At 60.6% G+C, this 13,793-nt stretch carries 13 protein-coding genes; 2 read left to right on the top strand and 11 right to left on the bottom strand.

Features of this window, described 5'->3' with window-relative positions; translation table 11 throughout:
* Positions 1–47: 47 nt before the first annotated feature.
* The 7 genes from ilvN to AC13C8_RS15770 all read right to left on the bottom strand — a co-directional run bounded on the left by ilvN (position 48) and on the right by AC13C8_RS15770 (position 6,123).
* Positions 48–614 carry an acetolactate synthase small subunit gene (gene ilvN / locus AC13C8_RS15800; protein WP_091429766.1) on the bottom strand — a complete coding sequence of 189 codons (567 nt, stop codon included), beginning with the start codon at positions 612–614 and terminating at the stop codon, positions 48–50.
* Positions 615–627: 13 nt separating this feature from the next.
* A complete protein-coding gene (locus AC13C8_RS15795; RefSeq protein WP_482848257.1) occupies positions 628–2,382 on the bottom strand; it encodes an acetolactate synthase 3 large subunit in 1,755 nt (584 codons plus the stop codon).
* Between the two features lie 351 nt (positions 2,383–2,733).
* Positions 2,734–3,585, bottom strand: a complete 852-nt coding sequence (locus AC13C8_RS15790; protein ID WP_091429770.1) for an arginyltransferase — start codon at positions 3,583–3,585, stop codon at positions 2,734–2,736.
* Positions 3,586–3,708: 123 nt separating this feature from the next.
* Complete coding sequence (locus AC13C8_RS15785; RefSeq protein WP_091429771.1) at positions 3,709–4,197, bottom strand: RDD family protein; 489 nt, start codon at positions 4,195–4,197, stop codon at positions 3,709–3,711.
* Between the two features lie 95 nt (positions 4,198–4,292).
* Positions 4,293–4,820, bottom strand: a complete 528-nt coding sequence (locus tag AC13C8_RS15780; protein ID WP_482848256.1) for a DUF2852 domain-containing protein — start codon at positions 4,818–4,820, stop codon at positions 4,293–4,295.
* Positions 4,821–5,000: 180 nt separating this feature from the next.
* The gene (locus tag AC13C8_RS15775) at positions 5,001–5,531 is read right to left on the bottom strand and encodes a cytochrome b (protein ID WP_482848254.1); all 531 of its coding nucleotides are present in this window, start codon (positions 5,529–5,531) and stop codon (positions 5,001–5,003) included.
* Positions 5,532–5,643: 112 nt separating this feature from the next.
* Entirely contained in the window at positions 5,644–6,123 is a 480-nt protein-coding gene (locus AC13C8_RS15770) for a YbaK/EbsC family protein (RefSeq protein WP_091429776.1), read from the bottom strand.
* A 132-nt stretch (positions 6,124–6,255) separates the two neighbouring features.
* On the opposite strand from AC13C8_RS15770, the gene AC13C8_RS15765 reads away from it, so the two are divergent.
* Positions 6,256–9,057 carry a [protein-PII] uridylyltransferase family protein gene (locus AC13C8_RS15765; protein ID WP_482848253.1) on the top strand — a complete coding sequence of 934 codons (2,802 nt, stop codon included), beginning with the start codon at positions 6,256–6,258 and terminating at the stop codon, positions 9,055–9,057.
* A 31-nt stretch (positions 9,058–9,088) separates the two neighbouring features.
* Positions 9,089–9,361, top strand: a complete 273-nt coding sequence (locus AC13C8_RS15760; RefSeq protein WP_482848252.1) for a hypothetical protein — start codon at positions 9,089–9,091, stop codon at positions 9,359–9,361.
* Positions 9,362–9,415: 54 nt separating this feature from the next.
* Here the strand turns inward: AC13C8_RS15760 and AC13C8_RS15755 are convergent, their stop codons facing one another.
* The 4 genes from AC13C8_RS15755 to cobA all read right to left on the bottom strand — a co-directional run bounded on the left by AC13C8_RS15755 (position 9,416) and on the right by cobA (position 13,738).
* Positions 9,416–10,120 carry a class I SAM-dependent methyltransferase gene (locus AC13C8_RS15755; RefSeq protein ID WP_091429781.1) on the bottom strand — a complete coding sequence of 235 codons (705 nt, stop codon included), beginning with the start codon at positions 10,118–10,120 and terminating at the stop codon, positions 9,416–9,418.
* Between the two features lie 160 nt (positions 10,121–10,280).
* Complete coding sequence (locus tag AC13C8_RS15750) at positions 10,281–11,507, bottom strand: MFS transporter (protein WP_091432192.1); 1,227 nt, start codon at positions 11,505–11,507, stop codon at positions 10,281–10,283.
* 78 nt (positions 11,508–11,585) lie between these two features.
* Positions 11,586–12,869: a cobyrinic acid a,c-diamide synthase CobB gene (locus AC13C8_RS15745; protein WP_482848250.1), complete on the bottom strand. Its 1,284-nt coding sequence runs from the start codon at positions 12,867–12,869 to the stop codon at positions 11,586–11,588.
* Positions 12,869–13,738: a uroporphyrinogen-III C-methyltransferase gene (gene cobA, locus AC13C8_RS15740; RefSeq protein ID WP_482848248.1), complete on the bottom strand. Its 870-nt coding sequence runs from the start codon at positions 13,736–13,738 to the stop codon at positions 12,869–12,871. The genes AC13C8_RS15745 and cobA overlap by 1 nt, the downstream gene beginning before the upstream one ends.
* Between the last annotated feature and the right edge of the window lie 55 nt (positions 13,739–13,793).

Here is a 13,793-nt window from a genome sequence, read left to right as displayed (position 1 = left end):
GCCCGCAAATGGCATTGACGGGCGCGGCTTTCGTCGTGATGTCGGGCCTATTCTGTCGCGCCCCGCGATAGAGCGGCAACTCCGGTACGCGCCACTTCGATCAAGCCCAGCGGACGCATAAGTTCCGAAAATGCAGAGATTTTTTCTGTGGTGCCGGTGATTTCGAACACGAAACTGTCCAACGTGGAATCGACCACATTGGCCCGGAAAATATCGGCAAGCCTGAGCGCCTCGACCCGTTTGTCGCCAGAGCCTTCCACCTTGAACAGCGCCAGTTCTCGTTCCACGGCGGGCCCTTCGACCGTCAGGTCGTGCACATCATGCACCGGAACGATCCGGCCCAGTTGCGCTTTGATCTGTTCAATCACGGCAGGCGTGCCGGTGGTGACGATGGTGATCCGCGACAGGTGGCCCAGATGGTCCACCTCGGCCACGGTCAGGCTTTCGATGTTATAACCACGGCCCGCGAAAAGCCCGATCACACGGGCCAGAACACCGGCTTCGTTGTCGACGATGATCGCCAGTGTGTGCCGCTCGATCACGTCCGAATTGGGGTCGCGCAGGTCATAGGCCGATTTGCGCGACGAGCCTTTTTTGATCTTCAGTGCAGACATATCCAGACCCTCCTTAAACCAGCGTCGCGCCCGAGGAACCGATAACGCCCTGCGTTTCGGCTTCGCCCAGAAGCATCTTGTTATGTGGCTCGCCCGACGGGATCATCGGGAAGCAGTTGGCGTGTTTTTCGACCAGAACGTCCAGAATAAACGGGCCGTCATAGTCCAGCATTTCCTGAATGGCGTCGTCCAAATCGGCCGGGTCAGACACCTGTCGGCCTTTGCAGCCGAACGCTTCAGCCAATTTCACGAAGTCAGGCAGGCTTTCCGACCAGCTGTGTGAATAGCGTTCACCGTGCAATAGCTCCTGCCACTGGCGCACCATGCCCAGACGTTCATTGTTCAGGATGAACTGCTTGATCGGGGCGCGGAACTGAACGGCAGTGCCCATTTCCTGCATGTTCATCAACCAGCTGGCATCACCGGCCACGTTGATCACACAGGCGTCCGGATGCGCGATCTGCGCGCCAAGCGAGGCGGGCAGGCCATAGCCCATCGTCCCCAACCCGCCCGAGGTAAGCCAGCGGTTGGGATCGTTGAAGCCCAGGAATTGTGCCGCCCACATCTGGTGCTGGCCCACTTCCGTGGCGACATAGCGATCCTTGTCCTTGGTCAACGCTTCCAGCCGTTCCATCGCGTATTGCGGTTGGATGACCTTGTCGTCCGGTTGATAGGACAGGCAGTCGCGCCCGCGCCATTCGTCGATCTTGGCGACCCAGGTGGCCAACGCCGCTCCATTCGTCTTGCGCCCGCGCGCTTTCCAGATTTTCAGCATGTCTTCAAGCACATGGCCCACATCGCCAATGATCGGAATCTCGACATGGATGACCTTGTTGATCGAGCTGGGATCAATGTCGATATGCGCTTTTTTCGATCCGGGGCTGAACGCGTCGATCCGTCCGGTGATGCGGTCGTCAAACCGCGCGCCGACACAGATCATCAGATCGCAATCATGCATCGCCATGTTGGCTTCATACAGCCCGTGCATCCCCAGCATCCCCAGCCAGTGCTCGCCATTGGCCGGGTAGGCTCCCAACCCCATCAGGGTCGATGTGATCGGGAAGCCGGTGGCATCCACCAGCTCGCGCAGCAACTGGCAGGCGTCGGGACCGGAGTTGATTACGCCGCCGCCGGTGTAAAAGATCGGTCGCCTGGCCGTTTCCATCGCCGCGACCAGTTCGGTGATCGCCTCGATATCGCCTCGCACCTGCGGGGTATAGTGGCTGGTTTCCGCCTTTGCGGGCGGGGTATAGTCGCCGGTCGCGAACTGCACATCCTTGGGAATGTCCACCAATGTCGGACCCGGGCGCCCTGCGGTGGCCACGTGAAACGCCTGATGGATCACATCGGACAGTTTGTCGGTCTCTTTCACCAGCCAGTTGTGTTTGGTGCAGGGGCGGGTGATGCCCACTGTGTCGGCTTCCTGAAACCCGTCCGTGCCGATCATGAAGGTCGGCACCTGACCGGTCAGCACCACGATGGGGATCGAATCCAGCAACGCATCGGTCAGACCCGTCACCGCATTGGTCGCGCCGGGGCCGGAGGTGACAAGAACAACGCCGGGTTTGCCGGTCGAGCGGGCATAGCCTTCGGCCGCGTGCACCGCGCCTTGTTCATGGCGTACCAGAATGTGCCGGATGTCATTTTGTTGAAAAATCTCGTCATAGATCGGTAGGACAGCGCCCCCCGGATAGCCGAATACTGTGTCGACACCCTGATCCTTCAGGGCTTGCACCACCATTTTCGCTCCGGTCATTTGACGTGTCATCACTCTCTCCGTTCCACGTGCGTTATTCACAAAAAAGCCCCCGATTTTCGGGGGCGCATGGGGATCCAATATGGTTCCGTTACCGGCCCATGCGCCATTTCCTTACAAGTACGAGGACGCTGCTCATCGCAACATATTCCTTAACCTTGCCCACTTGGTTCGCTGGTGGGGCTTTTGACAATAATGGCGCGACATTATGAGGGGGGCAGAAGGGCGTCAACCGGGAAATGGGCGAATAAAGTGTCGCAGTCGACGTTTTTTTGAAATTTTCAGAATATTATGGGGTGGTGTGGCGCAATTAATGACAAAGCAGAGGTCAGATTTCGGGGTTGCCGCCTGATTTGGCTGTCCCTAGCCGCCACGGGAGCGCACCGTATCGGGCAGCGTTATGCTGGCGACCTGCTCGGCGATCGGGTCAGTGGAAAGCGGGTGAAGCTCGGACGCGTAATCCTCGTCCCCCTTCAACGATGTCCATTCCCCCTGACGATATATCTCCAGCGCCGAGAACTTGGCCTTGTAGTCCATCTTCGGACTGCCCGGCACCCAATAGCCAAGATAGACGTAAGGCAGACCGGCTTCGCGCGCGATCTGGATGTGATCCAGGATCATATGCGTGCCAAGCGAAGTTTTGGTGCGGGCCGGGTCATAGAAGGAATAGACCATCGACAAGCCGTCATCCAACACATCGGTCAGGCACACCGCGCGCAAAGGGCCGGTGGGTTCGTCGCCCGGTTCCTGACCCTTGCCGCGTTCGGAATACTCGATTACGCGGCTTTTGATCGGGGTCTCTTCAATCATCGCGGCAAATTCGAACACATCCATATCGGCCATACCGCCATCAGCGTGGCGGGTGTCAAGATAGCGGCGGAACAGTTCATACTGATCCTCGCTGGCCCACGGGGCGCGGGCGCGGCGTTCCAGATCGTCATTGCGCTTCATCGTGCGGCGCTGGCCTTTGGTCGGCACAAAGTCCGCCACGCGGATGCGGGCGGACAGGCAGGCCGAACATTCGGCGCAGGACGGACGATAGAGCACGTTCTGGGATCGGCGGAACCCTTGCTTTGACAGCGTGTCATTCAGCGTGCTTGCGTGTTCGCCTTGCAGCGCAGTGAACAGTTTGCGTTCCATCCGGCCGTTCAGGTAAGGACACTCCTGCGGCGCGGTCACATAGAACTGGGGTGCAAGCGGTAATGTATGGCGCATGACACTTTCAAGATTGCTCAAGTGATCAAAAGTTAGCCCGGACTGCCAGATCGGGCAAGTCCCCGTCAGTCATAAGGTAAACTTGGCGCGTAGCGGCACCACAAAGCTTGCAAAAGGGATGGCTCAGCGGCCAGCGGCACGGTTTAGCGCAGCAGTGCCCAGCATCATGTCAACCAAACCTTGCCCGCGCGGCGTGGTGAACATCATCACGATCGAGATCAGTTGCACGACAAAGGTCGACATCGACACGAAATACCCCAGCGTGTGCAGGGCGGCGGTGGTGCGGTCGAACCGTTCACCGCGGTGATTGCGAAGCTCGATCGCGGTCAGACGCATCCCCAATGTTGCAGACGCGTTCGACAGGGTGGTCACGCGATAGACAAAGCTGACTGCCAGATAGATCAGTCCCCACAGGAAAAAGCCTATGCCGAAGGTCAAAAGGCTGATCAGTACGCAGATTGCAGCGATCAGCACCACATCAATGAACCAGGCAAACAGGCGCTTCAGGGTGACGTCGGTGTAGAACTCGGCCTGTGTGTCAGGGTCAGGAAGACCCCAATAGGCGCGTCGGCCGTCTTCTTCGCGATGATGCGCATGTGGGAAATCAGACATGGTCGGTCCTGTGTGCTTGTGCAGGTTGGCAGAGAACCCGGCCCAATAATTCGGGCCGGGTGGGGCTGTCACTTATGTATGTGTCAGCGGTCGGATTACGACTTTTTCTTTTTCTTCTCGCGGGCGGGTTCGTCCAGAACCTCGACATCGTCCACATCGTCGTCGGCATAGTCATCTTCATATGCTTCGTCGCGAGTGGACTGGGCGGCATTGGCGCGTTCATCCATGAACTGGTCGAACTCGGACTTGTCCTTGGCGGCGCGCAGGCGTTCAAGAAAGGCTTCGAACGCTTCCTGTTCGCTCATCAACCGGCGCAGGGTTTCCGCCTTATAGGCGTCGAACGCAGTGTTGCCCGAGGTCGAGAAGCCGTGGCGGCGCGCGTAACGTGCATCTTTCCATGCGGTGGTTTCGGTCGAACGGCGATGGCTGCAAGATTTCGAGAACATGCGTTTGCTCCAGATCATATAGGCAAGAAGGGCCAGCCCGATGGGCCAGAAAAAGATGAAGCTGATGACCATGGCGGCGATCCACGCGCCTTTGCCGCGCTCGTCAAGCCATGCTTCGCTTCGCGAAAACCAGCCACGCGGGGTGGCGGGGAAGTCGGTTTGAGCGGCGGTGTTCATGGTAGGTCTCCGTAGTTGGCGTTCAATGTGAATGTCTTTCACATGATTAGGATGTGGGAATTTTTGGTCTGCCATCAAGAGTTAATGTAAAACTTTTTTACATTGTTTGAACAAAGCGTTGATTCTAATTATAAAAAATTGCCGATAATTGATGATTTTTCGGCGCGGTCTCGTGGTGATTCAGGCGCGCGGACCGAACCACATGCGCCGGATCAGACCGTCTTTCAGCACATATTGGTGATACAGCCACCCTGCGATATGTGCGACGATCGTCAGCGCGAGAAGGGTTGCGGTGATCCCGTGCAGCACGCGCGGGGTCAAATCATCGAAAGTTTCGGGCAGGGGGGTGCCAGACCCACCGAATACGATTGCTGGCAGGCCTGCGGTGATCGAAATTCCGATACCGCTGGCCACCATCAACAGCACCAGCACGTAAAGCCCCCAATGTGCGGCGCGCGCGCCGATGTTCAGAAGGCCATTTCCCGCATCGGCTTTGGGCGGGTGCGGGGTCCTGAGCCGTGTGACCAGCCGCAGCAGCATCAAAGTGCCAATCACCAGACCGACCGTCATGTGGGCCCATAGGCTGAACATTTTGTCCGGGCTGTCATTGGGCAGGGGGGCCAAAACCTGGCTTCCCATGACCAGCGCGCCGATGATCAGTCCGGCTAGGATCCAGTGCAGGGCAACCAGAAGGGGGTGATAGCGGGTCATGGCGGTCTCCAGTTCGGGAATGCCTGGTTCATATTAGTTGCATTTGCAAGATTGGCAAGAGAGGGCTTGCAAATGCAAGCTATTGTGGCAGGCTTTGGCAAGACGCGCTGTGTCAGGCTGGGCCTGTCACAAAATCGCCCTCCTCCGCCGATGCCGCCCTGATCAATGCAGATGGTGGGGCAGGAAACACATGACGCGGAGTGCCCGCCGCCGCCCAGACCGTATCGAAGGCCAACAGGCGCGGGTCATAATAGGCGCGCACGGACTGGATCAGACCAACCGGAGAGACGCCCCCGATGGCAAAACCAGTTTCGGCACGGATCAGCTTGGCATCCGCCTTGCCCAACGGTTCGCCCGCCAGCGCCGAGGCTTTTTCCGCGTCCACCTGATTGCCGCCTGCGGTCAGGAACAGCACGACATGTCCGCTGTCCTCGCCGCGAAAGATGATCGACTTGGCGATCTGATCCAACGCACAGCCCACCGCGCAAGCCGCATCTGCGGCGGTGCGGGTGCCATCTGACATCTCACGGATTTCCGTGTCGATCCCAAGGTCCATCAGGGCGGTCCGCACCCGCTTCAGGCTTTTCGACATATGTCCGTCCTTGTCGTGCTCGTATTGCAGCCACGTTATCCCATTCCCTGCACAGCACAAGGCGCGCGACTTAATTGCCGCAGGTGTAACTCGCCAGTTGACCCGCTCAGACCCGCAGCGCAATTTGCCCGCATGATCCAGGAACCCTTTGCTGCCCGCATCACCCGCTGCCCGATCCCCTTTGAGGCCGAACCGGCAGATGAGGTCGTCACGCTGTTTGCCGACCAACCGCCCGAACTGCGCGAGGTGCTGAAAGGCACTGCTGGTTGTGCGCCCTATCTGAAAGGCCTGATGGAGAAGCAGGCAGATTGGTTGCGAGCGGCGTTGGTCGGGGCACCGGAAGATGCGATTGCCACGGTTCTTTCCGATATATCGCCACAAGCGGATAGCGACAGCGCCCTGCGCGCCACGTTGCGCATAGCAAAGCAGCGGGTCGCCTTGTTGGCGGGGCTGGCCGATCTGGCCGGTGTCTATACTCTGGAACAAGTGACCGGCGCGCTGACCGATCTGGCCGATCATGCCACAAACACGGCGATGCAGTTTCAGGTCGCGCAGGAAATCCGGCGGGGCAAATTACCCGGAATGACCGAAGATGACATTGCGACGGCAGGCGGCATGGTGGCCATGGCGATGGGCAAGATGGGCGCGCATGAGCTGAATTTTAGCTCGGACATTGACCTGATCATGCTGTTTGATGACAGCAAGTTCGAAGGGACCGATTTCCATGACGCCCGCGCCAGTCACATCCGTGCCACCCGCAAGATGAGCGCGATGCTGTCCGAGTTGACCGCCGACGGCTATGTGTTCCGCACCGATCTGCGCCTGCGCCCCGATCCGGCGGTGACGCCCGTCTGCGTGTCGATGGAAGCCGCCGAGCGCTATTACGAAAGCCTCGGCCGCACGTGGGAGCGCGCGGCCCATATCAAAGCCCGGCCTTGTGGCGGGGACATCGCGGCAGGCGATGCCTATCTGACCCGGCTGCGCCCGTTCATCTGGCGCAAACATCTGGACTTCGCCGCCATTCAGGACGCTCATGACATGCGCCTGCGTATCCGCGAACACAAAGGCCTGCATGGCGATATTACCTTGCCCAGCCACGACATGAAACTGGGGCGCGGTGGCATTCGCGAGATCGAGTTTTTCACCCAGACCCGCCAGATCATCGCGGGGGGAAGAGACGAATCCCTGCGGTTGCGCGGCACCGTCGACGGGTTGGCGGCGCTGGCGGGCAAGGGGTGGATCCCCGGCGACGTGGCCCGGACGCTGACCGATCATTACCGTTTCCACCGCGAGGTCGAACACCGTGTCCAGATGATGCGCGACGCGCAAACGCATAAACTACCATCGACCGACGAAGGGTTTGACCGTCTGGCGCGGATGATGGGGGAAGGGGACACGGATGGCCTGAAAATGCGTCTCCACGACGCTTTGTCCGAGGTGCATACAGTCACCGAGAGTTTCTTTGCCCCCGATGGCTCGGCCGCCGGCACCCGCGAACTGGATCAGACCGAGGCCGAGATTGTCCACCGCTGGGAAAGCTATCCCTGCCTGCGCTCGACCCGTGCGGTCGAGATTTTCAACCGGTTGAAACCGGACCTGCTGGCGCGTTTGGCCGAAGCCCCGCGCCCGCATCAGGCCTTGATCCATTTCGACGGTTTCCTGTCGCGTCTGCCTGCCGGTGTGCAGCTCTTCTCGCTGTTCGAAGCCAACCCGACGCTTGTTGATCTGATCGTTGACATCGCCGCCACGGCACCGGCACTGGCTGCGTATCTGGGCCACAACGCGCAGGTGCTGGATGCGGTGATCGGCGGTGGGTTTTTCGAAGATTGGCCGGGTGCAAAGGCGCTTCAGTCGCAACTTGAACACCGCTTGCAGATTCTGCCGGATTACGAGGCGCGGCTGGATGGAACGCGCCGCTGGATGAAGGAATGGCATTTCCGTATCGGCGTGCACCTTTTGCGCGGGTTGATCACGGCACGCGAGGCGGGCACGCAATACAGCGACCTTGCCGATGCCGTGATCCGCGCGATCTGGCCGGTGGTGGTCGAGAACTTCTCGGCCAAACACGGCAACCCACCTGGGGCGGGGGCGGCGATCATCGGAATGGGCTCGCTGGGTGCACGCAGCCTGACGGCAACGTCCGATCTTGATCTCATCATGATCTACGACCCCGAGGGCAAAGAAATCTCGGATGGCCGTCGCCCGTTGGCGACCCGCACCTATTACGCCCGGCTCACACAAGCCTTCCTGACCGCTCTATCCGCCCCGATGGCCGAAGGGCGTCTATACGAGGTTGACATGCGTCTGCGTCCCTCAGGTCGCCAGGGGCCGGTGGCAACTTCGATCGACAGTTTCCGTGCTTATCAGAAAGATGAAGCCTGGACGTGGGAGCATCTGGCCCTGACCCGCGCGCGCGTCGTGACCGGTCCAGCGAGTGTGACCACCGCTTATAACGACGCCCGCGCCGAGGTGATGGGGTTTGATCGCGACCCGGCCAAGGTGGTGGCGGACGTGATCGACATGCGTAGCCGGATCGCCGAGGCGAAATCCGGCGGCGGCGCACTGGATGCCAAGCTGGGTGTCGGGCATTTGCAAGACGTGGAACTGGTCGCGCAGGCCGCTGCGCTTCTGTCCCACAACACTGCACGCGATCCGGCTGCGCAGATCGAGCAAGGCGTGGCGCTTGGCTGGTTTTCACCCGCACAGGGGCAGGCGATGGCCGACAGCCACGACCTGATGTGGCGGCTCCAGGCGGTCTCAAAACTTCTGTCAGAAGGGCCGTTGGACCTTGACGCGCTGGGGAAGGGCGGTCAGGACTTGCTCTTGCGTGAAACCGGTGCCGAAAGCGAGGCGGCGCTGGTCAAGGATTTAGAGACCAAGGCAAGGGCCGCCGCCCACGCCATAGACAAGGTGCTGGCGTCACCCCCGGTTTAACCCACCCGGACCGCCACACCGTGGAGGCATCATGACAGACCTCATCAAAGCCATCGACCCGCGCGGCCTGATCCGCGAAAGCTACCGCATCGAAGGGATCCGGATCGAGGAATGCCGATCCATCTTTTTGGACTGGGCGCTGTTTGACGATCACGAGATGGCGCAGGCCGAGCGAATTACGACGTTGCTGGACCACTATGGCGCGGACGCGCCGGACCACCCGATGACACAGGTGATGCGGCTGGCACTGGACGAGGCCGCAACCCCGAAGCGGCGCGGGGGGCGAAAGGGCAGAATGGGGTAAACGGTATGCAAGGTGTGACTTCGGCACCTGGGTTGGCAATGATGAAGTTCATTCTCAATAGTCGACATAGTGGCTTTGAATGACCTGTTTCGGGTCATCATCACGCTTTTTCTTTTGAACGACATAGAAAATAAACTGCGGCTGGTCGTAGCGGTGCACGCCGCCTCGCGGATTTCCGGTCGGATCTTCAATCGGGCGTGGCGGGTGTTGTCCCTTTCTTGAGAACGTCCAGCATCCCAACATATCGTAGCCCAGACTTGCCACCCAATATCGCCAGGGAATATCCGGTCCGATCTGATAGAACCCGTGGCCGAACCAACCATCCGCGCCGACGCATGAAATAAAAATTCCGTTTTCGGAAAGCATGGCGTCCACGTTGCGGAAAGCCTGCGCAATATCGAAGACATGTTCGGTCGTGCCACCGTCATAGATCAGGTCGAACCTGGACCTCAACTCGTCCGTTATCGGTTCGCCCAGGTCATGAACATACTCGGCCCCCTCGATGTCGGAAAAATCAAGACTTTCCAGTGAAGGCCAGCCAATCGTCTTAAGGAAGGTTTCACAAAAATCATCATCCTGGAAGATGTCATCGGGCGTGGCCTCGATGCCCATCTCCTTGAGGGAATTTATCAGGCGGGGCGTCCACCCGGACGGCTTGAAGTGCATTTTCTGCCGCCCCAGCATGATACCATTCCTGCACCCGGTCAGCAGAGGCGCAACGCGTGCAAGATGTGTCGCGATATTGATACTAATTCCCATGCCGCTTCAAACCTCGCCGCGATAAATCTATCCGACTTGTGACCGAAACGCGGACCATATTCAACGTCGGCGCGATCGTTTGTTGTCAACGGGCGTTCGTGATCCGCGGGTGATCTTTCGACCGGATCAACACGGCAATTGCTTGCGGCCAAGGTCTGCCTTAGACCACTTTGTCCTGTGGTCGCAGTATCAGCCAGATCAGCGACGCACCCGCAAGAACCAGGAACGGCACCATCGCGATGTTGACAGCGTTCCAGCCTTCGATCGTCGAACCGCCGGAACAGTTCATCAAGCCGCCCGAGGCAAGCGATGCGATGGTGACACAGCCGAAGACGATCATGTCGTTCATGCCCTGCACGCGGCCGCGCTCTTCCGGGGCGTGGGCACCGGCCAGCATGGTGGTGGCGCCGATGAAGCCGAAGTTCCAGCCAACGCCCAGAAGGACGAGGGCGAGGAAGAAGTTCTCAAGCGCGACACCTTGCAGGGCGACAATGCCTGCCAGCCCAAGGATTGCCAAACCGGTCGCGATCACCTTGCGGGTTCCGAAGCGCGCGATCAGGTGGCCGGTGAAAAAGCTGGGCACGAACATCGCCAGCACGTGCGCGGTGACGACATTGCCGGCCATATCCGTCTCAAACCCGCAGCCAACGACCGCGAGCGGGGTCGAGGTCATCACAAGGTTCATCAGCGCATAGGACACCATGCCGCAAATGATCGCCACCGCTATCACCGGGTCGCGCAAAAGCTCGCGGCGGGTGCGGCCTTTGGGGTCGTCAACCTGTGGCTTCGGTGGCTTGGGAATGTCCAGCCCGAAGAACAGAAACGCGCCCAGCACGTTGATCGCGATGATCGTCAGGTAGGCCCCAAGAAACGGTACGACAAGCGCGTCATTGGTGGCATTGAACAATTGCGGGCCGATAACGGCCGAGGCCAAGCCACCTGCCATAACATAAGAAATCGCCTTGGGCCGAAAGGCCGGTGACGCCGTATCAGCGGCAGCGAAGCGATAGAACCCCTGCGCGGATTGATACAATCCCATCAGGAAAGACCCCATCAGGAAGACCCCGAAATCTGCCTGAGTCAGGGCATAGGCGCTGATCGCGGCGCCCAAAGTGCCGCCCAGCGTGCCCAGCCAGAACCCGACCCGGCGGCCATAGGTTTGCATGATCCATGACACAGGGTTGGCAAAGACCATCGAGCCGCCCACCATCAGCGAGATCGGCAGCGTTGCCCAGCATGGGTTGGACGCAAGCGATTGTCCCGCCAGACCCGCCATCGTGAAGATCATGGGCATCTGCGCACCCAGAAGCGCCTGCGCCAGAACAAGGATGGTCACGTTGCGCTTGGCGCGGCCGTCATCGGCTGGGTGCAGGATCGCATCACTCATGCGCATATGCGTATCTGTAGGGGGCAGATTTGACCAGAAGGAAAAACCGGTCGGGACGCGGGATTCGATAGCCGGACGTCAGGCCCGGTCGATCAGGTGGGCAAAACTGCCCGACACATGCCCGTTCACCAGCCCCATGGGCGGCAGGGCGTTGCCCTCGGCGTCGGTGGCGTCAAAAAGCGCGGTTCCCTCGGTCCGCACGGTGGTGGCATAATGGAACTCATGCGCCGCCCATGTGCCGGGAAAGGGGCCTTGCGTCGCAGTGAGCGACCGGTAGCCCAGATGCAGTTTCCGGGTGGCAAAGCTGGTTTCCAGATCCAGCAGCCCCAGCATTTCATGCCGCGTGCCGTCCTTGTCGGTGATTGCGTGGCCCAGGGTCATATAACCTCCGCACTCTCCATAAATCGGGCAGGTCGAGGCGCGCATTTCGGCTTTGAAGGTCTGCGCGGCGGCGAGTGTTTCGGCGTGCAATTCCGGATAGCCGCCAGGCAGGAAGATGAAATCAGCGTCGCGGGCCGGGGCTTGGTTGGCCAGCGGCGAGAAGGGCAGGACGGTCGCGCCGTCGGCCTGCCAATCGGCCAGAATATGCGGATAGGCAAAGGCAAAGGCGCGGTCCGAGGCGATCGCGATCCGCTTGCCCGGTGCTGCCAGACGCGGACTGCTGGTTATTTGCGTCCTGATCGGTTCCGCCAGTGCCGCCAGCGCCGCAAGATCAAGGGCGGCTTCAACCGCATCGGCGACCCGGCCCAGATAGGTCTGCAAGTCCGGGTGTTCACCCGCCTGAACCAGCCCCAGATGTCGCGAGGGATGCTCCATACCCGGCTGTCGGTGGACGGCCCCCAGCACCGTGACCCGGCTGCCCCGCAAGGCGGCGCGAAGCATCATTTCGTGGCGCGGGCTGCCAACATTGTTCAGGATGACCCCCGCGACGCGAACTCTGGGGTCATGCGATGCAAACCCCTTGACCAATGGGGCTACGGAATGGGCCAGCCGCGCGCAGTCCACCACCAGCACCACGGGCAGACCAAGTTGTCGGGCAAGATCGGCCGTCGCGCCTCGTCCGTCTGGCGGTGCGCCATCGAACAGCCCCATCGCGCCTTCGATCAACAATAGGTCCGCACCCGATGTGGCGAGGGCTTCTATCCGTGCGGGGTGCATCGCCCATGCGTCCAGATTGGGACAGTCCCGCCCACAGGCGGCGGCGTGAAATCGCGGGTCAATATAGTCCGGGCCGGACTTTGCGCCGCTGACATCTGCGCCCCGGCGGGACAACGCGTGCAAAATGCCCAAGGTCAGCGTGGTCTTGCCGCTGCCCGAGGATGGTGCGGAAAGGATCAGACCTCTCTGTCCCGGGCGGGGCATCAACGATCCTCGGCCGGTCGTCCGCGCCCCAGCGGATCGGTGTTTCTTGGCTGCATCCCCGCCGCCAACGCCTGCCAATCCAGCGCCTGCCGCATCAGAACGGCGCGGCCCACGCAGATAATCGCCGGGGCGTCGATGCTGTCGCGGGCGGCGTCCTCGACGCAGGTTCCAAGGGTCGTTTCCAGAACCCGCTGGTCGGGCGTCGTCGCGTTGGATGTGATGGCGACGGGTTCATCCTTTGGGCGACCGGCATCCATCAGGGCGGTTCGAATCCGGTCCAGATGCTTCATGCCCATGTAGATCACGATCACCTGCGACCCGCGCGCAATGGCGTCCCAGTTCAGCGATCCGGGGGTATCACCCGACTGATCATGGCCGGTCACAAATGTCACGGACTGGTTCACGTCGCGGTGGGTGACGGGGATGCCCGCATATGCCAGCCCACCGATCCCCGCCGAGATACCGGGAATGATACGGATCGGCACACCGTGCTGCACCAGCGTCTGGCCTTCTTCGCCCCCGCGCCCGAACACAAAGGGATCGCCACCTTTCAGGCGCAGCACTTTCTTACCCATGCGTGCCAGATCGACGAGCTGCAACGAGATATCGCGCTGCTTGGCCGACGGCTTGCCGCCCCGCTTGCCGGCATAGATCACCTCGGCCTCGGGCCGCGCCCAGGACAGGATGTCCGGCGCAACCAACGCATCATGCACGATCACGTCGGCTTGCGACAGTGCATTGACCGCGTGGATGGTCAACAGGCCCGGATCGCCGGGGCCAGCACCGACCAGCCAGACCCAGCCCGGCAGCATCTGCGGCCAGTCATTGCCCGGCAGTTTGGGGGTGGTAAATGTCTGCGAGTCGCTCATGCGCTCCTTATGCACTGGCACGCGGGCGACGAAAAGCGCCGATACGACCTCACAG

It is taken from the genome of Aliiroseovarius sp. B-4 (genome assembly GCF_056857795.1).
This window is presented reverse-complemented; position numbering and strand designations above follow the sequence as displayed.